This is a genomic window from Pseudarthrobacter sp. SSS035, assembly GCF_023273875.1.
Lineage (GTDB): Bacteria > Actinomycetota > Actinomycetes > Actinomycetales > Micrococcaceae > Arthrobacter.
Genome location: NZ_CP096882.1, coordinates 4,486,366 through 4,508,757, shown reverse-complemented (window position 1 = coordinate 4,508,757; position 22,392 = coordinate 4,486,366). Strand labels below are relative to the sequence as shown.

18 protein-coding genes are annotated in these 22,392 nt (G+C 65.6%); 17 read left to right on the top strand and 1 reads right to left on the bottom strand.

Translation table 11 applies throughout. The features are described 5' to 3' along the window. Window positions 1-11 precede the first annotated feature (11 nt). Together MUN23_RS20910 and MUN23_RS20905 are read left to right on the top strand one after the other, a co-directional pair. Window positions 12-872, top strand: a complete 861-nt coding sequence (locus tag MUN23_RS20910) for an alpha/beta fold hydrolase (RefSeq protein WP_248760883.1) — start codon at window positions 12-14, stop codon at window positions 870-872. Beyond that, window positions 872-1,582 carry an SDR family NAD(P)-dependent oxidoreductase gene (locus MUN23_RS20905; protein ID WP_248760881.1) on the top strand — a complete coding sequence of 237 codons (711 nt, stop codon included), beginning with the start codon at window positions 872-874 and terminating at the stop codon, window positions 1,580-1,582. The genes MUN23_RS20910 and MUN23_RS20905 overlap by 1 nt, the downstream gene beginning before the upstream one ends. 362 nt (window positions 1,583-1,944) lie before the next feature. Here MUN23_RS20905 and MUN23_RS20900 read toward each other — a convergent pair whose 3' ends face one another. Next, entirely contained in the window at window positions 1,945-3,018 is a 1,074-nt protein-coding gene (locus tag MUN23_RS20900) for a YeiH family protein (RefSeq protein WP_248760880.1), read from the bottom strand. A 119-nt stretch (window positions 3,019-3,137) separates the two neighbouring features. Here MUN23_RS20900 and MUN23_RS20895 point away from each other — a divergent pair, with 119 nt between their 5' ends. The 15 genes from MUN23_RS20895 to MUN23_RS20825 all read left to right on the top strand — a co-directional run bounded on the left by MUN23_RS20895 (window position 3,138) and on the right by MUN23_RS20825 (window position 22,391). Next, window positions 3,138-4,019 carry a LysR family transcriptional regulator gene (locus tag MUN23_RS20895; protein ID WP_248760878.1) on the top strand — a complete coding sequence of 294 codons (882 nt, stop codon included), beginning with the start codon at window positions 3,138-3,140 and terminating at the stop codon, window positions 4,017-4,019. Between the two features lie 196 nt (window positions 4,020-4,215). Then, a complete protein-coding gene (locus tag MUN23_RS20890; protein WP_248760876.1) occupies window positions 4,216-5,118 on the top strand; it encodes a LysR family transcriptional regulator in 903 nt (300 codons plus the stop codon). Between the two features lie 373 nt (window positions 5,119-5,491). Next, window positions 5,492-7,714 (top strand): acetate--CoA ligase family protein, encoded by a 2,223-nt coding sequence (locus tag MUN23_RS20885; RefSeq protein WP_256468660.1) that lies wholly within the window; start codon window positions 5,492-5,494, stop codon window positions 7,712-7,714. A 2-nt stretch (window positions 7,715-7,716) separates the two neighbouring features. Beyond that, window positions 7,717-9,291: an acyl-CoA carboxylase subunit beta gene (locus MUN23_RS20880; protein WP_248760872.1), complete on the top strand. Its 1,575-nt coding sequence runs from the start codon at window positions 7,717-7,719 to the stop codon at window positions 9,289-9,291. A gap of 12 nt (window positions 9,292-9,303) precedes the next feature. Further along, a complete protein-coding gene (locus tag MUN23_RS20875; RefSeq protein WP_248760871.1) occupies window positions 9,304-10,689 on the top strand; it encodes an acetyl/propionyl/methylcrotonyl-CoA carboxylase subunit alpha in 1,386 nt (461 codons plus the stop codon). Window positions 10,690-10,691: 2 nt separating this feature from the next. Continuing rightward, on the top strand, window positions 10,692-10,913 hold the full coding sequence (locus MUN23_RS20870) for a biotin/lipoyl-binding carrier protein (RefSeq protein ID WP_248760868.1): 222 nt from the start codon (window positions 10,692-10,694) through the stop codon (window positions 10,911-10,913). Between the two features lie 3 nt (window positions 10,914-10,916). Continuing rightward, on the top strand, window positions 10,917-11,933 hold the full coding sequence (locus tag MUN23_RS20865) for an NADPH:quinone oxidoreductase family protein (RefSeq protein WP_248760866.1): 1,017 nt from the start codon (window positions 10,917-10,919) through the stop codon (window positions 11,931-11,933). A 150-nt stretch (window positions 11,934-12,083) separates the two neighbouring features. Further along, a complete protein-coding gene (locus tag MUN23_RS20860) occupies window positions 12,084-13,127 on the top strand; it encodes an ABC transporter substrate-binding protein (RefSeq protein ID WP_248760864.1) in 1,044 nt (347 codons plus the stop codon). Between the two features lie 8 nt (window positions 13,128-13,135). Then, a complete protein-coding gene (locus MUN23_RS20855; RefSeq protein WP_248760862.1) occupies window positions 13,136-14,209 on the top strand; it encodes a phosphotransferase family protein in 1,074 nt (357 codons plus the stop codon). Beyond that, window positions 14,210-15,451: an acyl-CoA dehydrogenase family protein gene (locus MUN23_RS20850; protein ID WP_248760860.1), complete on the top strand. Its 1,242-nt coding sequence runs from the start codon at window positions 14,210-14,212 to the stop codon at window positions 15,449-15,451. 238 nt (window positions 15,452-15,689) lie between these two features. Continuing rightward, window positions 15,690-16,811: an ABC transporter substrate-binding protein gene (locus tag MUN23_RS20845; protein ID WP_248760858.1), complete on the top strand. Its 1,122-nt coding sequence runs from the start codon at window positions 15,690-15,692 to the stop codon at window positions 16,809-16,811. 348 nt (window positions 16,812-17,159) lie between these two features. Further along, the gene (locus MUN23_RS20840; protein ID WP_248760857.1) at window positions 17,160-18,176 is read left to right on the top strand and encodes a PDR/VanB family oxidoreductase; all 1,017 of its coding nucleotides are present in this window, start codon (window positions 17,160-17,162) and stop codon (window positions 18,174-18,176) included. A gap of 10 nt (window positions 18,177-18,186) precedes the next feature. Further along, window positions 18,187-19,404 (top strand): cytochrome P450, encoded by a 1,218-nt coding sequence (locus tag MUN23_RS20835; protein WP_248760856.1) that lies wholly within the window; start codon window positions 18,187-18,189, stop codon window positions 19,402-19,404. A 304-nt stretch (window positions 19,405-19,708) separates the two neighbouring features. Then, window positions 19,709-20,734 (top strand): biotin synthase BioB, encoded by a 1,026-nt coding sequence (gene bioB, locus MUN23_RS20830; RefSeq protein ID WP_248760855.1) that lies wholly within the window; start codon window positions 19,709-19,711, stop codon window positions 20,732-20,734. A 298-nt stretch (window positions 20,735-21,032) separates the two neighbouring features. Continuing rightward, on the top strand, window positions 21,033-22,391 hold the full coding sequence (locus tag MUN23_RS20825) for an adenosylmethionine--8-amino-7-oxononanoate transaminase (protein ID WP_248760854.1): 1,359 nt from the start codon (window positions 21,033-21,035) through the stop codon (window positions 22,389-22,391). Window position 22,392: the final 1 nt, after the last annotated feature.

Below are 22,392 nucleotides of genomic sequence, written 5' to 3'. Positions count from 1 at the left end.
CGGAGGCTCAATTGCTCACCGAGACAACATTGATCACCGAGGAAACGCTTCTCGTCGCCAACCTCGAAACCCGCTACTTCGCCGGAGGCCCCGACGACGGCGTTCCCGTAGTTTTCCTTCATGACGGCGCCTGGGGCGGTGCCTCCGACGTGACATGGCGTCACGTCCTTCCGCTCGCCGCGGAGAAATTCCGCGTCATCGCCCCCGACTTCCTCGGCTACGGCGGATCGGCCAAGTCGATCCGCGTCGACGTCTCACCGTTCGCCTTCCGCATCCGCCACGTCTTCTCCCTGCTCGATTCCCTGGGCATCACCGAGCCGGTGCACCTGGTCGGAAACTCCTTCGGCGGATCGATCGGCCTCCGTGCGCTGGCCGATGAGAGCTACCGCGGACGGATCGCCTCGGTCACCACGATCAACGGCACGGGCGGTCCGTGGAAGGCTCCGGACATGACCAGGATCGGCGAGTTCGACGGCACCCGGGCCCGGCTGGAGGAGATCCTCGACATCCTCTGCGACGCTTCCGACGGCAAGGAAGCCCAGCTCGATGCCCGCTTTGGCTGGGCAACGGCGCCCGGGCACTTCACGGCCATGCGGGGACCGCACATGCCGGTACCCGAGGCATTGAAGGTTGTACGCCCGGCAGATCCCTACCCCGCACCGCTTCAGGGCATCCCAACCCCCGTCCTGCTCGTGGAGTGCACCGGGGACACGCTGCTGGAAAGCGGCTGGTCTAAGAACCTCCAGGCCGTGCTGCCCAACGCACAGGCCGAATTGTTGCCATATAAGCACTGCCCGAACATCACCCACCCCCAGGAGACCTGGAACCTGATCGCCGGGTTCCTCGAATCGACCATCGAAGGCAGCAAGTAATGGCGGAAAACGGCTCCTCTCCGGCCCTTGTCCTCAGCGGCGGATCCTCCGGCATCGGCGAGGCGTTGGCCGCGGACCTGCGGAACGATTGGGCGGTTACCTCCGTCTCCCGGTCCCTGCCCAGCAACCCCCTTGACGGGGTCAACTACGTCGCCGGCGATGTAGCCGGCGATGCCCCGCAGGCAGTGCGCGAGTCCCTGGCGGCGCAGGGCCGGACCAGCATCCATTCCCTCATCCACTGTGCGGGCGTCGGTGTGTTCGGCCCGTTCATGGACATGCCCAAGGCCGAGTGGGAGCGTGTGCTGCTGCTGAACCTGCACGGCACCCTCAACTTCATCCAGGGTGTCGCTGACCTGGTGGAGGACGGCGGCAGGATCGTGCTCTTCTCCTCTGGCACCGTGTTCAAGGCTCCCGCCGGCGCGGCGGCCTACGCGGCCTCCAAGGCCGGCATCATCGGTTTCTCCCGCAGCCTCGCCGCTGAGATGGGCGCACGGAACATCACCGTCAACGTGGTCGCCCCCGGGCTGGTCATGACCCCGTTGGCGACCAAGCTCGCCGGCGGCGAGGAAGCCAACATTAACACCCGGGCCATCAAGCGGGCCGCAGTGGTGGAGGACTTCGTGGGCCCCACCCGGTTCTTCCTCTCACCCGGTGCCTCGTTCGTGACAGGGCAGACGCTGGTTGTCGACGGCGGCTCGATCCGTCGCTGACCCGCGCAGCACCGCCGACCCGCGCAGCACCGCCGACCCGCGCAGCAATCCAGGCCGCCGGCCCACACCATTCACGGGCGTGGGGCCGGCGGTTTTGGCGTGTGATGAAAGCACTTTCCCATGCCTGCACACCATGCCCCCTTGGACATGGAAGGCACCCTCCCGGGTGGCGGACCGCCCGGCCCCGGAGTGAATGCTCTGCGCTCCTGCCTCCTTGCCTGGACGCCCAGGCACCGCGAAATCCCGGCACGGGCCCCCGTGGCCGGGGCGCGTGCCGGGATGCATGATCCAGGCGTTCATTGAATTGGACCCATGGGGGGCGGCTGCCAACAAGCCGTCCCCCCGGCGGGGCATTGGCCTGACTAGGACATGGGCGGGAAAAGCAGGGTCCCGGCCACCGCCACCACGAGGATCACCAGCGTTGCCAGTGCCGCGAGCACCAGCGATCGGCTGCCCGAGCTCATCAGTCCGCGGATGTGGACCCCGAGACCGAGCCCGAACATGGCTGCAGCAAGCAGGAAGGTCTGGGCCATCTGGGCCGCTTCGAGCAGCGGGGCAGGCACCGTCCCCGTGGTGCGCAGCAGCATCGCCGCAATGAAGCCGACGACGAACAACGGCACAAGCGGGGGTGTCTTGGCACCCTCCACGGCGTGCTTCTTCCGCATGTAGATGCTTACCCCGGCCACGATGGGGGCGAGGGTGACGACGCGGGCCAGCTTCACGGTGACGGCCACGGCCAAGGCGCTGGAGCTGACGGCTCCACCGGCGGCCACCACCTGGGCCACCTCGTGGATGGAGGCCCCGACGAGCATGCCGATGGATTCCTCGTCCATGCCAAACAGCGCGCCCACCGCGGGGGCGATCGGGATCATCAGGGTACCGAAGAGGACCACCAGCCCGACGGCCGTGGCCACCTGGTCCTGCTTGGCCTTGGTGGCACCTTCCGCGGCGGCCACGGCCGCCGCACCGCAGATGGAGAAGCCTGCGGCAATCAGCAGGCGCTGCGGCAAATCGATGCCCAGCCACTTGCCGATGAGCAGCGTGGCCCCGAACGTCACTCCGACGCAGAGCACCACCACCAGCAACACCCCCGGCCCCAGTCCCAGGATGGTGGAGAGCGAAAGCTGCAGCCCCAGCAGCACGATGCCCGTGCGCAGCAGCTTCTTGGCGGACACTGCCACCCCGGGCATCAGGATCTCGGGGACGTGCAGCGTGTTGCGCCAGATCGCGCCGAGCAGGATGGCAATCAGCAGCGGACTTGCCCCGGGCAGCAGCCTGGAGGCTGCCAAAGCGATTGCCCCGCCAATGATGCAGGCGGCGAGACCCGGAAGCAATTGGCGAAACTGCCAGGTGGAGGCCGCGGCCGGGGCGGATTCCGCAGCTTTGGGCAGGGAGACATTCCGCCGGGACTCTACTGATACATCGTCGTGTCGCATACAACGAAGTTGTCATGCGGGACGTATCGCCGGTAGACACTGCCCGACCATCACGGACATATGATGTTGATATGGATGCCGCTTCGGGACAAACTCCCGGGATAGAACACTGGATACAAATGTCTTCGCTCGCGCTGCTGGTGGGCATTGCCGACCACGGCAGTCTTAGCGCCGGCGCACGCTCCGTGGGCATGGCCCAATCGAACGCGACGCGGGCCATGAAGACCTTGGAGCGACGCCTGGGATTCCCGCTGCTTGACCGGGCAACGACCGGCTCGAAGCTCACGCAGGAGGGGGTGCTGACGGTTGAATGGGCACGCGACGCGCTCCAGAGCCTTAACACCCTGTGGACCGGGGCGCAGGCGCTGGCCGCCCCGGCGGACCGGGAATTCACGTTCGCGGCCAGCATGACGGTGGCCGAGCACCTGGCGCCGACGTGGATCGGCCGCTTGCATGAGGCCGATCCCCGAATCAAGACCAGGCTGCGGGTCATGAATTCCAGTGAGGTCATTGCCGCGGTGCAGAACCGCGACGTGGCACTCGGGTTCGTCGAGACCCCGGATGTACCCCAGTACTTGTCGTCCGCGACGGTGTGGACCGACGAACTTGTGCTCATAGCCCCTCCCGGCCACCCCTGGGCCACCCGCCCGGAACCTGTCACCCTGAAGGAGTTGGCGGCAACACACTTGTTGGAACGGGAAGCCGGATCGGGGACCAGGGCCTTCCTCGACGAGCGCGTCGGCACTGCCAGGGCAACGCCGATCGTGGAGTTCAACAGCAACTCGGCGATCTGCCAATCGGTCTCGGCCGGCATGGGACCGGCGGTGCTGAGCCGGTTGGCCGTGGAAGGATCCCTCCGCATGGGCAGCTTCATTCAGGTACCCCTGCGGGAGGGCAACCTGGTGCGGGACCTGCAGGCCATCTGGCGAGGTCCGGCCCCGGCTGAAGGACCCGCAGCAATGCTGCTGGGCATCTGCGCACAGGCGCGGTCCGGCTTCTGAGGGGCCACCCGGGAGCGGCAGGCAGGTAGGGGACCGGGCCCTGCTATGGGGCGCGGCCGGGTGCCAGAATGATTTCACGCAGGGCCGTGGGGTTCGAGTGCTTTGTGACTGGCGAATGAATCCCCCTGGAATGTGATCAGGGTAACGTGGTCCTTCCTGGCAGTTTTGAGCCGCGACAACAGAGGAGGAAAATTCCATGAGATTTTCGCAACTGCGCTACCTGGAGGCAGCACTGCGGACCGGTTCGTTCCGGCAGGCTGCCAAGGAGCTTGATATCTCGCAGCCGACGATCACCAACCAGGTGCAGCGGCTCGAAGAGGACCTGGGTGTCATTCTGGTGACCCGCGGTGCCAAGGGAGTGCGTCCAACCTATGCGGCAGAAAGGATCTTGCCGCACGTGGTGGCGGCAGTCCAAGCCGAGAGAATGCTGCGCGAGGAAGCCAGCGCCATCGGGGGCCTGAAGCTGGGTACCGTCCGGCTCGGCACGGTACCAGCAGGATCCCAGACCATTCTTCCCAGGACTGTTAAACGGCTGTTGACTGAATTCCCCAATGTGCGCTTCGAAGTGGATGAGGGTCCATCGAAGCTGGTGGTTCGCGGCGTCCTCAGCGGCCACTTCGATGTTGGTTTGGTCACCCGCCTGCCCGGTATTGACCTGACCCCGGGCGAAGATGCCTTGCTGCACCACATTGATCTCACCATCGGTCGGCTGGTCCTGGCAGTGCCTGAGGACCACTGGCTTGCGGGCAAGGACGAATTCGAGCCAGCCGACCTGGAGGGGGAGGCACTGATCTTCCCCGCAGAGTCCAGCATCCTGCGTGTGGCCTTTGAGCGAATGCTGGAGGGCATTGAGTCCCGGGTCGTCTACACAACGCCCAACGCAGAGGCAGCACAAGCCATGGTGCGGGCCGGCGTCGGAATTTGTATGGCCAACACGCTTCTCGATTCGACCATTAGCGGAAACGGCGTCGCGCTCGTACCGCTTCCCTTCGAATGGGCGCATGCCCGTACTTCCGCCATCGTCAGGAAGGACGAGGCCAGGTCCTCGGCCGTGCAGGCGTTCCTTCGCCTCCTGCGGGAAGTGGCCAAGACCTTCTAGCTGCCGTGGGGGAGCGGCGCTCCGCCGGTCCCACGGCGCCTGGCGCCTTCTACGGTGCCCCCGACTCGGCGCAGGTCCACGGGGTTCCTTGCGCCTGCCCGCCTGCGGCGTGATTCCGACCGCACTGGCAGCAGGCCACCCGGGTTGACCCCGGCATTCATGCGCCACCGTGGCCCTTTCCAGCCGCTCCAACGGCCCGAAGAAGGCTGCCCTGTCGCGGTCCGAACGGACCCATCGCGACCTTCCGATAGCGCAGGGGTATCACCCTGCCAGCGCGGGCGAGCTTCCCAGGGCCGCGCTGGCTGGCGAGACTGAAGTCACACCGGGAGTGAGAGCTTGCCTCCCGGATCCGACCTTCAGTGAGGTGCCCTAGTTGTTAGTTGAAACAGCCCAGCCGAGTAGCGACGACACCATCGTCGAGTTCATCGCACAGGCCAGGAACAGAGAATCTGCCATGTTCACCGAAGCAGAAGGAAAATCCCTGCTTTCGGCATTTGGGATCGATACGCCCCAAGGCGTCGAAATTTCAGTGGGACAGGAGCTTCCGGTCCACCTTCGCGAACCGCTGGTCGTCAAAGCGGTCTCGGCGACACTCGTGCATAAGTCCGACGCCGGTGGAGTGCGGGTTGGCGTGACCCGCGCCGAACTTGATCACGTCGCGGTACGGATGCGCGGGAACCTGGCCGATTTCGGGCACGAACTCGATGGCCTGCTTGTCGAGGAGATGGTGCCGGCCGGCCACGAAATCATCGTCGGCGCGGTCCGTGCGCCCGGACTTGGGTGGACCGTCATGGTCGGCCTTGGCGGCGTCCTCGTGGAGGTCTTCGAGGACGTGGCCTTTGGCCTCGCGCCCCTGTCGAACAACCAGATCCTGGACATGCTGCAGGAGCTGCGCGGCATGAAAGTGCTCAACGGCGCACGTGGCGGCGTGAAGGCCGACATCCCGGCGCTCGTCACGCTGATCTCCCGCCTCGCCGGCCCAGAAGGCCTGCTGGCGTCGCTTCCCGATGATGTCGTGGAAATTGACCTCAACCCCGTGATCGTTTCCGACACCCGTGCCGTGGCCGTGGATGCACGCTTCGTTGTTGGCCGTCTTGAGGCCGACGAAGGCGCAACCGCCGTTCGCAAAGATGGCCGCGCCACCGACTTCTCCCCGCTGTTCCAGCCCCGCCGCATCGCGGTCCTTGGTGCAAGCGGCAAGCGCCCGAACCTCGCCAACCGGTTCATCCGCAACATCCGCGCCGGCGGCTTCGACGGCACCATCGTCCCGGTCCACCCGGCCGCCGACGAGATCGAGGGCCTGCCCACCATCGCCTCGCTGGCCGACGTGGACGAACCCATCGACTACGCCTTCGTGGCCCTGCCCGGAGCACGCGTCGCCGAGGCACTGGGCCAGGGCGCCGGCAAGGTGCGTTTCGCCCAGGTCGTCTCCAGCGGTTTCGGCGAGGTCGAAGAAGGCAAGGAACTCGAAGCCACGCTCGTCGCAACGGTGCGCGAGGCGGGCATCCGCCTGATCGGCCCGAACTGCCTGGGCACCCACGCCTCGGCCGGGAAGCTCTCCTTCGTCCCCGAGGCCCCGCTGACCCCCGGAACCACGGCTGTGGTCTCGCAGAGCGGCGGGCTGAGTGTCGACATCCTGCGCGTCGGCGCCGCCCGGGGCATCGACTTCCACTCCGTCACCAGCATCGGAAACAGCGCCGACGTCGACGCCGCCGAACTCGTCGAGTCCTTCCTGCGCAACGACGAGGTCCAGGTCATCGGCCTGTACCTCGAGTCGCTGGCCGTGGCCCGCCAGGTCCTGGACGTGCTTGCCGCGGCCGAAACCCGCAAGCCCGTGGTGCTGCTGGCCGGCGGCCGGACCGCGGAGGGCTCGCGTGCAGCCACCAGCCACACCGGCGCCCTTGCAGGCAACCACCGCCTGTGGCCGGCCATTGCGCGCCAGGCCGGCATGACCCTCGTCGACTCGCTCGCCGATTTTGCCTCCGCGCTGCACGCCCTGTCGACACTCGATTTGAGCGTTCAGCCCAACGGACGCGAGGCAGTGCTCTTCGGAAACGGCGGCGGTGCCAGCGTGCTGGGAGCCGACGCCCTTGACCGCCAGGGCGTGGCAACCTCGCCGCTTCCCGCCCGGGTCATCGATGCCCTTGAGGCCCTCGACCTGCCCCCGGGCAACGGATTCCACAACCCCATCGACGTGCCGGCCGGCACGCTGGCCGTCAAGAGCGGCGCGGTCGCCGAGGACATCCTCAAGACTGTACTCGCCGACAGCCACCCCGCCGTGCTGATCTCCCACCTGAACGTGGGCATCATCCAGCGCAACCTCGGGGCCACCCACGGTGACGTGACGGGCAACATCATCGACTCGATCGCCAAGGCACGCGACGAGTCGCGTCCGGGAACCCACCAGATCCTGGTCCTGAAGACGGACGGCAGCGCAGGAACCGAGGAAATGGTCAAGACCTACGCACATCGCGCCCGCCAGATCGGAATCCCGGTCTTCCCGGCATTCGAAGACGCGGCCCTGGCCGCGCGGGCAGTGCTCGAACAGAGCAAGCAGATCCACCAGGCGTCGCTCGGCGCAGACGGAAGGCAGTAGAGATGACAACCGAAGCAGTCAAGACCGACGTGGTCGACATCGAGGAAGCCAAGCTCACCCGCGAGCAGGAGCACGAGAAGAAGCGTGCCGCGGCGTTGGCCATGGGCGGCACCAGGAAGCTTGAGGTCCGCGCCGCCAAGGGCGAACTGAACGCCCGCGAGCGCATCGGTCTGCTGCTGGACCCGGGAACCTTCCGCGAGAGCGGGTTGTTCGTGACCTCGGCCGTTCCGGCGGACCGCGACAAGACCCCTGCCGACGGCAAGATCACCGGTACCGGCGAGGTTGACGGCCGACGCGCGAGCGTTGTCGCCTACGACTTCACCGTCAAGGGATCATCCTCTTCCCCGATCAGCAACAAGAAGATGGCCCACTTCAAGGAACTGGTCGTCAAGACCGGCCAGCCGCTGGTCTACCTCTCCGAATCCACGGGCGTTCGAATGCCCGACGCCATGGGCGGCACCGGCATGGGCAGTGCCAGCGGCAAGACCCGCTTCCTGCGCCAGCGCGAAAGCCCGTGGGCCTCCGCGGCCTTCGGCTACTGCTTCGGTTCGGCTGCCTGGCACACCATGGCCTCCGACTTCGCGGTCTTCCGCAAGGGGGCCGTGCTCGCTGTGTCCAGCCCCAACCTGGTCGCCCGCGCCACCGGCCAGCAGGTCGACGCCCAGGAACTCGGCGGCTGGAAGATGCACGCCGAGGTCACCGGCTTCGCCGATGCCGTTGCCGACACCGACGAGGAAGCGATCGAACTGGTCCGCCGCTTCCTCTCCTACCTGCCCTCACACAACGGCGAGACTCCGCCGCTCGCGCCGATCCCCCACGGATCCGGCGAGCGTGCGGAGGAGATCAAGTCGATCGTCCCCGAGTCCCGCACCCAGACCTACGATGTGCGCAAGGTCATCGACATCATCGCCGACACCGGCTCGGTGTTCCCGATCAAGGCCCGCTACGGCAAGTCACTGGTAACCTCGCTGGCCCGCATCGGCGGCCAGTCCGTCGGCATTATCGCAAACAACTCGATGTTCAAGGGCGGCGCGCTGGACGGGGCCGCCTGCGACAAGGCGACCAGTTTCCTGGTCCTCTGCGACTCCTACAACATCCCTGTGGTCATGCTCGTCGACCAGCCGGGCTTCCTGATCGGCCTCGAGGCCGAGCGGAGCAAGGTTGCCGGCAAGATCATCAACTGGATGAACGCTCTCTCGCTGGTCACCGTGCCGAAGATTGCGGTCACCATGCGCAAGAACTACGGCCAGGCCCTGATCAACATGGGCGGCGGCGGCACCGCCGACGCCACCGCCGGCTGGTGGTCTTCCGAGGTTAGCTTCATGGATCCGACCTCCGCTGTCTCCGTGGTCTACGGCATCGACAAGGAAACCGATCCGGAGATGTACGAGTTGCGCCTCGCGGAGATGAACAAGGGCACCACCGCCTATGACGTGGCCCAGGTCTTCGGCTTCGAGCAGGTCATCGATCCGTCCGAAACGCGCGAGTTCATCCTCGGCGCCTTGAAGGACCACTACCGGGCGCGGAGCAACGGCGTGGGCGAACACCTGTTGCGCACCTGGCCGACGAGCTTCTAGGGAGAGATCACCATGAATTCATTTCCGGAAAGCCTGCTGATCGCCAACCGCGGCGAAATCGCACGACGTATCATCAAGACGGCAAACCGCCTCGGTGTCCGCACCGTCGCCGTCTACCACAAGGTCGATGCCTGCCTGCCGTACGTTTCCGAGGCCTCCGTGGCCATCGAGCTCAAGGGCGACGTGCCCGTGCAGTCCTACCTTGACCGGGGGCAGATCATCGCGATCGCCAAGGAAGCGGGCGCCACCGCCATCCACCCCGGCTACGGGTTCCTGGCCGAAAACGCAGGGTTCGCCCGCGAGGTCGCCGACGCCGGACTGACCTGGGTCGGCCCCTCGGCCGACGTCATTGACGTCATGGGCGACAAGGTCGAGTCCCGGCGCGCAGTCGCGGCTGCAGGCGTCCCGATCAGCGGCGACGCGGGTGCGGCCCTGAAGACCGGCGATGAGGCCGTCGAGGAAGCAGAACGCGTCGGCTACCCGGTCATGGTCAAGGCATCCGCCGGCGGCGGCGGCATCGGCATGGCCGTGGCCCACGACGCCGACGAGCTGCGCAAGGCCTTCGAGAACACCAAGTCGATGTCCGAGCGCAGCTTCGGCTCCGACCGCGTCTTCGTCGAGCGCTTCGTCGAGTCCGCACGCCACGTCGAGATCCAGGTCCTGGGCCTGAACGACGGCACCATCGTTGCACTGGGGGAGCGCGACTGCTCTACGCAGCGCCGCCACCAGAAGCTGATCGAGGAATCCCCGGCGCCGCACCTGGCCCCGGAAACCCGCGCACGGCTCATCGAATCGGCCATCGCGGCCGCAGGCTCGGTCGGCTACCGCAACGCGGGCACCGTCGAGTTCCTGCTCGACACCCGCACCGGCGACTTCGTCTTTCTCGAGGTGAACACCCGCATCCAGGTGGAGCACCCGATCACCGAGCTCACGCACGGCGTCGACTTGATCGAGCAGCAGCTGAGCATCGCGGCTACGGGCGCAACCACCGCCGACTTCAACCCGGTGTTCCGCGGACACGCGATCGAGCTGCGCATCTGCGCCGAGGACCCGAAGAAGTTCTTCCCGCGCCCCGGCCCGATCGACGGCTGGATCGAACCAAGCGGCGAAGGAATCCGCGTGGATTCCGGCTACGCGGCCGGCACCGAGGTCACCCCGCACTTCGACTCGCTGATCGCCAAGGTCTGCGCGTACGGGGAAACCCGGGAAGAGGCACTGGCGCGGGCCTTCAAGGCCTGCGAGGACTTCGAGATCGAAGGACTGGTCACCAACCAGCCCTTCCTCGAGGAGATCCTCTCCGATGAAGAATTCACTGATGGACGCTACGACACCGGACTGGTGGAGCGCATCCAGCAACGACTCAAAGAACAGGCCAAGCTGGCCAAAAGGAGCGCATGACAATGGCAGAGACAATTCAGGCAGACATGGGTGCAAGCGTATGGAAGATCCTCGTGGCGCCGGGGGACCGCGTGGAGGAGGATGACGTCTTCATGATTCTCGAAGCCATGAAGATGGAAATCCCGGTCACGGCGGAGGACTCGGGCACTGTCCTGGCCGTCCACGTGTCCGTGGGCGACGTGGTCGCTCCCGGGCAGCCGCTGATCAATTTCGAGGCGGAATAAGGCATGTCGATCCCCAGCACGTTGAAAGCGTGGTCGGTCACGGACCTCGGTGAACCGGTCGATGCCCTCCAACTCGTTGAACGCGCAGTGCCCGAACCGGGCGAAGGCCAGGTGGTGGTGCGCGTCCTGGCCTCCGCGGCGAACTTCCCGGATGTGCTGATGTGCCGCGGCGTCTACCAGGTCAAGCCGGAACTGCCCTTCACGCCCGGACGCGAGGTCTGCGCCGAGGTCGTCGCCACCGGTCCGGGCGTCACCCGCGCCGCCCTTGGCGACCGGGTGCTGGGCCTGACCACACTTCCGCACGGCGGATTCGCCGAGTACGCGTTGATGGACCAGGACAAGGTGCACCAGGCCCCGGCGTCGCTCGATGATGCGCAGGCTTCCTGCCTGTTCATCGGCTACCAGACCGGCTGGTTCGGGCTGCACCGGCTGGCCCGGATCCAGCCCGGCGAGACGCTGCTGGTCCATGCCGCCGCAGGCGGGGTGGGCAGTGCGGCCATCCAGCTCGGCAAGGCCGCCGGCGCCCAGGTGATCGGCGTCGTCGGCGGCGAGGCCAAGGCTGAATACGCCAGGAAGCTCGGCGCCGACCTGGTCATCGACCGCCGCACCCAGGACTTCGTCGAGCAGGTCAAGGTGTTCACCGGCGGCAAGGGCGCGGATGTCATCTACGATCCCGTCGGCGGCGAGACCTACCAGCGCTCAACCAAGTGCATCGCGTTCGAAGGCCGGATCATCGTCGTCGGATTTGCCGGCGGGGAGATTCAGTCCGCCGCGCTGAACCACGCACTTGTGAAGAACTACTCGATCATCGGCATCCACTGGGGCCTTTACAACACCAAGAACCCGGCGGCAGTCGATGAATGCCACCGGCAGCTGACCAAACTGGCGGACGCGGGCGCCATAGACCCTTTCGTCAGCGAAAGGTTCACGTTGGACGGCGTACCCGTCGCACTTCAGCGGCTCGCCGACGGAAAAACCGTTGGCAGGGTCGTTATGGAACACGCCGCGAGCAACCGGTAGCCACGTTGTTTCAATGCGGGCAATGAAGACCGCAACGGCCGTCAGGCACGAATCGACCACACAGGAGTAATAATGTTTGAGTCACAGAACGGTGGATCGCCCTTCGGGGGTCCGCGGACGTTGGACAGCGCGCTATCGCGGCGTTCGCTGTTGCAGTATTTCGGCCTCGGCGCGGCGGCGATTGGCTCGGCCTCATTGCTGACGGCCTGTGGCGGCGGCGGCAGTCCGGCTTCTGCTGGCGAGGCGCAGAAATTCGCCGTTGCCGCCTTCCCTGGCGACGCGTATTTCCTTGATGCGATTAATCTCGAGAACAACGATTACGCCAAGCACCGGCTCGAGGTCCCGAAACACCTCAGCCCACAAAGCGGCGTCCAGGCATACCAGTTGCTTGTCGCGGGCGCCGTCGATGCATACGCATCGGACACGCTGCTGCTGATGGCAACCCACGCGAACAGCTCGAAGGGCAAGCGCCCGCTGCTCGTCGGGTTCCGGACGGTCGAAACAACTTACGGGATCGTCGGCAGCAAGAACTTCAGCTGGCCCGGGCCCGAGGCGAGTTTCGAAGAGAAGATCGCATCACTGAAGGGCAAGAAAGTTGGTGTCTCGTCCGTTGGCGCGGGTGCCGACCTGCAGTTGAAGCTTGCCCTTGAGCTGGCAGGCATGAACTACAGCGACGTCACGGCCCTCGCCGTGGGCCCCACCGCGCAGGCGATTCCTAACCTGAATGCCGGGCGCATCGATGCCTACGTCACCGTCCAGTGGACTGCCACGCGCTTCGTCGCCCAAGAGACCGGCGGGAAGATCCTCATTGACTTCGCCGAAGCGAATGTGCCCGAGCTGATGCGCAACCAGGCCGTGGTCGCGATGGGCGTCCGCGAGGAAATGGTGCTGCAGCATCCGGAAGTCGTCCAGAACTGGTTGGCTGCCCAGGACGATGCCAGCAAGTGGATCATGGGGAACCGGGCGGCCGCGGCCGATCTGCTCAACACCTCCGGGCTCGGCGGAAAGGCGCCCGACATCGCTGCGGCCTACGTCGAGCACTATGCGAGCGAGGTGGCGCCCAAGCTCCAGCCGACGTTCAAGGCAACGAAGGAGACCGTGGACCGCATGGCCGAACTTGCCCTGCGCTTTGGCAGCGTCAAGGAGGGCGACATCACCTATGAGGCGCTCGTCCCGGAGTTCGCCCGGGCATGAGGGACGTGATGAAGACAGCAAACGACGGCGGCGTGGCGACGCGCCACGAATCGCCCACCGGGCTCGACCTTGACCGTCTGGTGGATTGGTTGGCCCGGGAGTGCCCCGGACTCGTTTCGGGGGAGCTTTCGGCCAGCCTGATCCAGGGCGGAAAATCGAACCTGACCTATGAGCTCACTGACGGCGTCCGCCAATGGATTGTGCGCCGCCCACCGCTGGGCACAATCATGGCCACCGCCCACGACATGCGCCGCGAGTACACCATGGCCGATGCGCTTCGAAACACGAATGTCCCGGTGGCGAGGATGTTTGCCTATTGCGGCGACAAGGACGTCCTGGGTGCCGACTTCTACATTATGGAGCGGATTGAAGGTGTGCCGTACCGGTATGCCGACGAGATCAAACCGCTCGGCGAGGCACGCACCCGGGCAATCGGGACCGAGCTGGTGCGTACCTTGGCGAAGCTGCACCGCGTGGATCCCGCCGAAGTTGGCCTGCATGACTTCGGCAGGCCCGAGGGCTTCCTCGGTCGCCAGGTGAAGCGCTGGAAGCAGCAGCTCGATGCATCCTTCACCCGCGAACTTTCCGGCGCGGACAAGCTTTACGAAATGCTCGTTGCCGCAGTGCCGTCCGAGTCTGCCTCGGGCATCGTCCATGGCGATTTTCGCCTGGACAACGTGTTGATGGGGGCCGACGACCTGCCGGCCGCAGTCATCGACTGGGAGATGGCCACGCTGGGGGACCCGCTGCTGGACTTGGCGCTGATGCTGATCTACCAGCGGCGCGCACGGATCGTGGCAGCTCGGCCGTCGACGGACCCAGCCACATACGACGTGACCATGGCGCCGGGCTACCCCTCTGAGGACGAGATCATGGCGCTGTATGAGACAGAGAGCGGCCGCTCTCTTGACGGATTCGGCTTCTACATGGGATTGGCTTGCTTCAAGCTGGCTGGCATTTCCGAAGGCGTCCGCTACAGACACATCAACCGCCAAACTGTTGGCGAGGGCTTCGAAGACAGCGGCAGCACTGTGCCTTTGCTGCTGGGACTCGGGCTCGAATCACTGAAGGAGTATAAGTAGATGGATTTCTCAACGGACGAGCGGACCGAACTCCTGAAGAAGGAGCTTGTCGACTTCATGTATGGGTATGTGTACCCGAACGAAGCCGCATACCAGGAGGAACTGGACAACCTTGAGAACCAGTACGCGTTCTCGGAATCCCCGATCCTGCAGAAATTGCGTGCCGAAGCGCGCCGCCGTGGCCTGTGGAACCTGTTCCTGCCCGGCGAAGAGGGGGCCGGGCTGACCAACGTGCAGTACGCCCCGCTTGCCGAAATCACCGGACGCAGCCGCACCCTTGCCCCGGCGGCACTGAACTGCGCAGCCCCGGACACCGGCAACATGGAGTTGCTTGCCGAGTTCGGTACCGAAGAGCAGAAGGAAAAGTGGCTCAAGCCGCTGCTCAACGGCGAAATCCGTTCCGCCTTTGCCATGACGGAACCCGCCGTCGCCTCCTCGGATGCGACAAACATTGAGACCTCCATCGTGCGTGACGGCGATGAGTACGTGATCAACGGCCGCAAATGGTTCATCACCGGTGCGATGAACCCGAACGCCAAGATCCTGATCGTCATGGGCAAGACCGACCCGACGGCCGATCGCCATCGTCAGCAGAGCCAGATCCTGGTTCCGCGCGACACCCCGGGCGTGAACATCAAGCGCGGCATGAAGATCCTCGGCTTCGAGGACACCTACAACGGCGGCCACGCCGAGATCGTGTTCGAGAACGTGCGGGTCCCAGTGACAAACCTGATCGGCGGGGAAGGCGACGGATTCGCCATCGCCCAGGCCCGTCTGGGCCCCGGCCGCATCCACCACTGCATGCGTGCCATCGGCATGGCCGAGCGTGCCATCTCCATGATGTGCGAGCGTGCCGACAGCCGTGTTGCCTTTGGCAAGCCGCTGAGCGACCAGGGAGTGATCCGTGACTGGATCGCCGAGTCCCGCGTCCGTGTCGAGCAGCTGCGCCTGATGGTCCTCAAGACCGCCTGGCTCATGGACACCGTTGGCAACAAGGGAGCCCACACCGAGATCCAGGCCATCAAGATCGCCACCCCGTCCACCGTTGAATGGATCCTCGACAAGGCGATCCAGGTCCACGGTGCCGGTGGCCTGTCGCAGGACTTCTTCCTGTCCTCCGCGTTCGCCTATGCGCGCACGCTCCGCTTCGCCGACGGCCCCGACGAGGTGCACAAGAACTCGCTGGCCCGCAACGAACTCAAGCGCCAGCGCGCCCGCCGTGAGGCCCGCGCCAACGCCTAAGCAGGATCAATGTCCCCCCCGTATCGCAACCGCGGTGCGGGGGGACATTTTTATGTCCGCACTCATTTGGACCCCTGATAGGGGAGTCCTATCACCCTGCAATCGTTGTTGCGCTTCCAACACATGTATTCCTCAAAGAGACTTGGGTCACGCCGCTTGTTCGAAGGTGCGGATCCTGGGTGGCGAATTGCCACGCAAGCAACATCACCAAGCACGAATCAACCACGCAGGAGTATGAATGTTTGAGTCACAGAATGGCGGATTGCCTCTTGGGGGTCTGCGGGCATTGAACAACGGAGTCTCGCGCCGATCGCTGTTGAGGTATGCGGGACTTGGTGCGGCTGCATTTGGTTCTGCCTCGTTGCTGGCGGCCTGCGGGGGCAAGGATGCACCCGCGGCGTTGGGTGCTACGCACAAGTTCGCCGTTGCGGCGTTCCCCGGCGATGCGTACTTCCTTGACACCATCAACCTGGAAAACAAGATCTACGCGCAGCACCAACTCGAGGTTCCCAAGCACATCACCCCGCAAAGCGGTGTCCAGGCATTCCAGCTGCTGGTTGCAGGTGCCGTCGACGGGTACGCCGCCGACACGGGGCTGTTGATGGCAACCCACGCGAACAGCTCCAAGGGCAAGCGCCCGGTGCTGGTTGGTTTCCGCAACCTGGAAACCACCTACGGGATCGTTGGCGGTCCGGATAGCCAGTGGCCGGCGGCCGATGCAAGCTTCGAGGAGAAGATGCACTCCCTGAAGGGCAAGATGATCGGTGTCACGGCAGTTGGCGCCGGTGGTGACCTGCAGCTGCGGTTGGCCCTTGAATTGGCGGGCATGAAGGCTGGCGACGTCACGGTGCTGGCCGTCGGCCCCACTGCCCAGGCGATCCCGAACATCAAGGCCAAGCGCATTGATGCCTACGTTGGGGTCCAGTGGACGGCGACGCGGTTCATTGCCAAGGAAACGGCGGGGACGATCTTGCTGGACTTCGCCGAAGCCAGTGCGCCGGAGTTGCTTCGCAACCAGGCAGTTGTCGCTATCGCCGTCCGCGAAGAGACGGCGCAGCAGCAGCCGGAAGTTGTGCAGAGCTGGCTGGCGGCGCAGGAAGCGGCCAGCAAATGGGTCGGCGAGAACACGGAAGCGGCAGCCAAGCTGCTTAACGACAACGGGCTTGGCGGCAACGCACCCGAAATCGCCACGGAGTACGTCAAGCACTATGGTGCCGATGTGCAACCCAAGCTGAGCCCGCTGTTCAAGGCAACGAAAGAAACTGTTGAAAACATGGCCGAACTCGCGCTGCGTTTTGGCAGCGTCAAGAAGGGCAATATCACTTATGAGCAGCTCGTCCCGGAATTTGCACGCGCGTAAGCGGGAAAGCAATACGCGCCGAAATCACCCTCCGGCCTGAACCTGGATAAGTTGCGGGCATGGCTCGATGGGCAGTGGACGGCATGCCCGCCGACGGCTCCAGACGAGGTCCGTGGGAACATTGCTGGCCCGCAACGAGCTCGCGGGCCAGGGCTCCCGCCGTGAGGCCCGCACCAACGCCTCAGCAGGACAAACGTCCCCGTGTACCGCACCTGCGGTACACGGGGACGTTTTTGTGTCAAATACAGCTGTGGTTCGCTGTCAAGCAGTCGCCCGCTGCTACGTGGCTATCGCCTTGATAGGTTTGTGAGATTGATTACAGCTGTGCGTTGCGCGGATGATCGTTATATGCCTACTAATGCCGCTTCGCTCACGGTCGACGCTTTGTCGGCCTCCAAGCCCGCTGCCGGTCACCCTGGGATCCAGTCCCTCCGGGTCGCGCGGAAGGATGTCATCGCCGATGGTGTCGTGCGCTTGCGACTCGAGGAGCCGCACAACGGCCGCGTCCCTGACTGGACACCCGGTTCACACATCGAACTGGTGCTCCCCACCGCCGATGCCGGAGCCCTCTCGCGCCACTACTCCCTGTGTGGCGACCGCTGGGACCCGCACGGGTATGAGGTTGCGGTCCTGAACGAACCGAACTCCAAGGGCGGCTCCCGCTACATCCATGACCGGCTCGCCGTCGGGGACATGCTCACTGTGGGAACTCCCCGCAATAACTTCCACCTGTCCCAGGCGACCCGCTACGAATTCATTGCCGGCGGCATCGGGATCACCCCGATCATGACGATGATTACCGCCGCTGAACAGCTGGGCATCGACTGGCACCTGCACTACGGCGGCCGGACGCGTGTCTCGATGGCTTTCCTCGACGTGCTCGCCCAGTACGGCGACAAGGTCACCATCTGGCCGCAGGACGAACTGGGCCACCTGAACCTCACCTTCCTGAACGAACCCCTCGACGGGGGACGGGTCTACTGCTGCGGACCGGAGCCGTTGTTGAACGCGGTGGCCGGTGCCGCAGCCGCGTGGCCGTCCTGGGCGGTGCGCTTCGAACGCTTCGTGCCGGCAACGCTGCCTGCACCGGTGCGGACCGAGCCGTTCGAACTCGAACTGGCACTGTCCAAGCGGTGCATCACCGTCGGGACCGACGAAACGGTGCTTTCGGCGTTGAGCGATGCCGGCGTCCCGGTGCTCTCCTCCTGCAACGAAGGTGTGTGCGGCACTTGTGAGGTCAGCGTCCTGCAGGGTACCCCGGAGCACCGTGACTCGCTGCTCAATGACGCGGAGCGCGCCAAGAACGACCGAATGTTTGTATGTGTCTCACGCGCGATCACCGATCGCCTCGTGCTGGATCTTTAGGAGCTACCCCATGTCGACAGTGACGAAGTGCCCCGTTAACCACGGAACCATCCCGGTCCTCGACGATGACCCGTTCTCACCGGAAATCCTGGACAACCCCCTGCCGTTCCAGGAGCGCCTGCGCGAGGCCGGCCCCGTGGTGTTTTTGTCCAAGTACAACGCGTACGCGATCGGGCGCTACGAGGACCTTTCGGCCGCCGTCGCGAACTGGCAGGAACTGACCTCCGGCTCCGGCGTGGGCCTCAACGAGCCGTGGCGTGCCCGTGGCCTGCTGCAGATGGATCCGCCGCAGCATGACGCACCACGCGAGGTGCTGCAGGCGATCATGTCCTCCCGGGTGCTGCGCTCCATGAAGGACGGCTGCATGGAAATGGCCAGCGGCATCATCGATGGACTGCTGGCAGGATCCACCCCCGGCGGGACGGTCGAGGTCGACGGGCACCGCGACATCGGCTCGAAGCTTCCGGTGAACTTCTTCCCCGAGGCTTCCGGCATCTCCGAGGAGGGCCGCGAAAACCTGGTGCCCTATGCCGACCACATCTTCAATGCACTGGGCCCCGACAACGAGCTCGTGGAACAGGGCAAGTGCAAGGCCGCCGAATACACCGAGTGGGCCACCGCCAAGTGCCAGCGCGACGCGTTGAAGCCCGAGGGCTTCGGCGCCGACATCTGGGCCGCCGCCGACCGTGGCGACATCCTGCACGAGCAAGCCCCGCTACTGACCCGCTCGCTGCTCTCGGCCGGCGTGGACACCACCGTCTACGGGATCTCCGGCATGCTCTACGCCTTTGCCTCCAACCCGGAGCAGTGGGAAGCGCTGCGCAAGAAGCCCAACTTGGCGCGTGTTGCCTTCGACGAATCGCTGCGCTGGGAATCCCCGGTCCAGCAGATCTTCCGTAAGACCTCCTGCGATGTCACCATTGGCGGCAGCGTCATCCCCGAAGGAAGCAGGCTCATGCTCTGCTTTGCAGCGGCGAACCGCGATCCGCGCCGCTGGGTAAACCCCGACAAGTTCGACCTCTCCCGCGACCCGTCCGGGCACCTGTCCTTCGGCATGGGCATCCACCAGTGCGTGGGCCAGCACGCAGCCCGCCTCCAGGCGGCGTCACTGCTGGAACAACTGGTGCCCCGGATCAAGGGCATCGAACTGGCTTCGGCGATCGAACGCCATCACAACAACACCCTTCGTGGCTGGGACTCTGTGCCCCTGCGGTTGACGCTCGCCTAAGCCGCGGTCAAGCAGGACCACCCCGGTCGGATGATCGCCGGTGCCATGCAGCGCCTGAAATCCGGCAGGGGATCAAGCTATTTGATCCTGGGGGAAGGCGGCGTCGGGAAGACCTATTTCCTGACCGGGATGATCGATCTGGCGTGCCCCTTTGGTCCCAGGCGCCCGGCCGTCTGGCGGCCTCGCCGGGCGAAACAAACTGACGGCCCAGTTCTTGTAGGGACCGGACAAAATCGTGCGATCAGTCTGAAACTACTGTCGCCCGTGAGGCATATCCACACAGCCCCAGCGCAAAGGACAATCAATGACGATTCAGGCACTTCCCGCGACCACCAACTACGCAATTCTCGACACTGCCCGCCGGCAGGTCCTCGACGACGGCATCGGACTCTCCGAGGACCAGCTTGTCGAAATCCTCCAGCTTCCGGACGAAGCCCTGCCCGCCGCCCTGCAGCTGGCCCACGAGGTACGCCTGAAACACTGCGGCGAGGACGTCGAGGTGGAGGGCATCATTTCCATCAAGACCGGCGGCTGCCCCGAGGACTGCCATTTCTGCAGCCAGTCCGGCCTCTTCGATTCCCCCGTCCGCGGCGTCTGGCTCGACATCCCGGAGCTGGTCAAGGCTGCGAAGGAAACCGCCGCCACCGGTGCCACGGAGTTCTGTATCGTGGCCGCCGTCCGCGGCCCGGACATCAAGCTGATGAACCAGATCAAGTTCGCGATCGACCGCATCAACGAGGAAGTGGACATCAACATCGCCTGTTCCCTGGGCATGCTGACCCAGCGCCAGGTGGACCAGCTCGCCGGCTGGGGCGTGCACCGCTACAACCACAACCTCGAAACCGCGCGCAGCTACTTCCCCGAAGTCGTCACCACCCACAGCTACGAGGAGCGCCTCGACACCTGCAGCATGGTCAAAGACGCCGGTATGGAACTGTGCTGCGGTGCCCTGATCGGCATGGGCGAAACCCTGGAACAACGCGCGGAACTCGCAGCCCAGCTCGCAGCCCTCGAACCCCACGAGGTCCCGCTGAACTTCCTCAACCCCCGCCCGGGTACGCCGTTGGAGAACCAGGGCATCATGGACGGCAAGGACGCCCTCCGCGCCATCGCCGCGTTCCGGCTGGCCATGCCCCGCACCGTGCTGCGCTACGCCGGCGGCCGCGAACTCACGCTCGGTGACCTCGGGACCAAGGCAGGCCTCCTCGGCGGCATCAACGCCGTCATCGTCGGCAACTACCTGACCACCCTGGGCCGCCCCGCGAACGCCGACCTCAACCTCCTGGTGGAACTCAACATGCCCATCAAGGAACTCCAGAAAACGCTATGATCCCCAACCGCTCCCTAACCTCGCAGGCTCGGCCAGGGAACCCGGCGGTCGTGGCCCCAGTTTCTTCGAACTCAACCACCGCCGACCCAGCAGGCTCAACCACGGCTGGGTTCTGCGGGCACTGCGGCGTACCGTCCGACGGCGACGCCAGGCCGACGTCGGACGTTCACCACCGCTGCGCCGAGCATCTCACGATGGAGCCGCCGCGGTACTGCGCCGCCTGCCGGCGCCGGATGAAAGTCCAGGTGACGCCGCTGGGCTGGACCGCCGAATGTTCCCGCCACGGGGTGCTTGCACCATGAGCGGTGAGACACCGCCGGGCCTGCTCCAGCGGGACCGCGCACGGTTGTGGCACCCCTACGCGCCCGCATCCCCGGACCTGCCGCTCTGGGAGGTCGAGGGGGCCGACGGCGTGCGGCTGCAGCTTCGAGGCGAAGACGGCACCCGCTATGAGGTGGCGGATGCGATGTCCTCGTGGTGGTCGGTTATCCACGGCTACCGCAACCCGGTACTGGACGACGCCGCACGGCGGCAGCTGGAGAGCTTCAGCCATGTGATGTTCGGCGGCCTCACGCACGCCCCGGCGGTGGAACTGGCCGAGCGGCTGGTGGACATGGCCCCTTCCGCGCCAGGACGGCCGGGTTTGGAGCGGGTGTTCCTTGCGGATTCGGGTTCGGTGGCCGTGGAGGTTGCGCTGAAGCTGGCGGTGCAGTTCCAGACCGCATCGGGGCACCCACAACGGCAGCGGTTACTGAGCCTCCGCGGCGGATACCACGGCGACACGTTCGCGGCGATGGGGGTCTGTGATCCCGTGGACGGCATGCACTCCGCGTTCCCGGGCCTGTTGGCCGGCAATGTGTTTGCGCCGCGTCCCCCGGCTGCGGCTTTTGCCACACCGGAAAGCATACGGGCGTGGGTTTCGGAGCTTGAAGAGACCGCTGCCGTGCATTCCGGGGAGCTGGCCGCGGTCATCGTCGAGCCGGTCCTCCAGGGCGCGGGCGGCATGCACGCGTACCCGGCCGAATGCCTGACAGTGCTGCGGCAGGTGGCGGACCGGCATGGTCTGCTGCTCATCTTTGATGAGATCGCCACCGGGTTTGGGCGGACCGGCGAGCTGTTTGCGGCCGATCATGCCGGCGTCGTGCCTGACATCATGTGTGTGGGCAAGGCCCTGACCGGCGGGTACCTGACCCTCGCCGCCATGCTCTGCACTGCAGAGATCGCGGCGACTGTGTCCCGCGGCCAGGCCGGTGCGCTGCTGCACGGCCCCACGTTTATGGGCAACCCGCTGGCGTGTGCGGTTGCCAACGCGAGTCTCGGCATCATCGGCGGCGGCGGCTGGCGGGCCGACGTCGCCCGGATCGGCGCTGGCTTAGTCTCCGGGCTCGCCCCGGCGCTGGCGCTTGCGGCTGTGCGGGATGTCCGCACCATCGGAGCGGTAGGCGTCATCGAACTGCACGACGGCGTGGACGTCACCGCCGTCACTGCCGCCGCCATCCGGCACGGTGTCTGGGTGCGGCCGTTCCGCAACCTCGTCTACACCATGCCCCCGTACATCAGCACCGCGGCGGATGTTGACCAGATCACCGCGGGCATGACGGCGGCCGTCGCCGAAGTCCATGACCGCGTCCGGGCACGGTCCCGAGGCGCGGCATGAG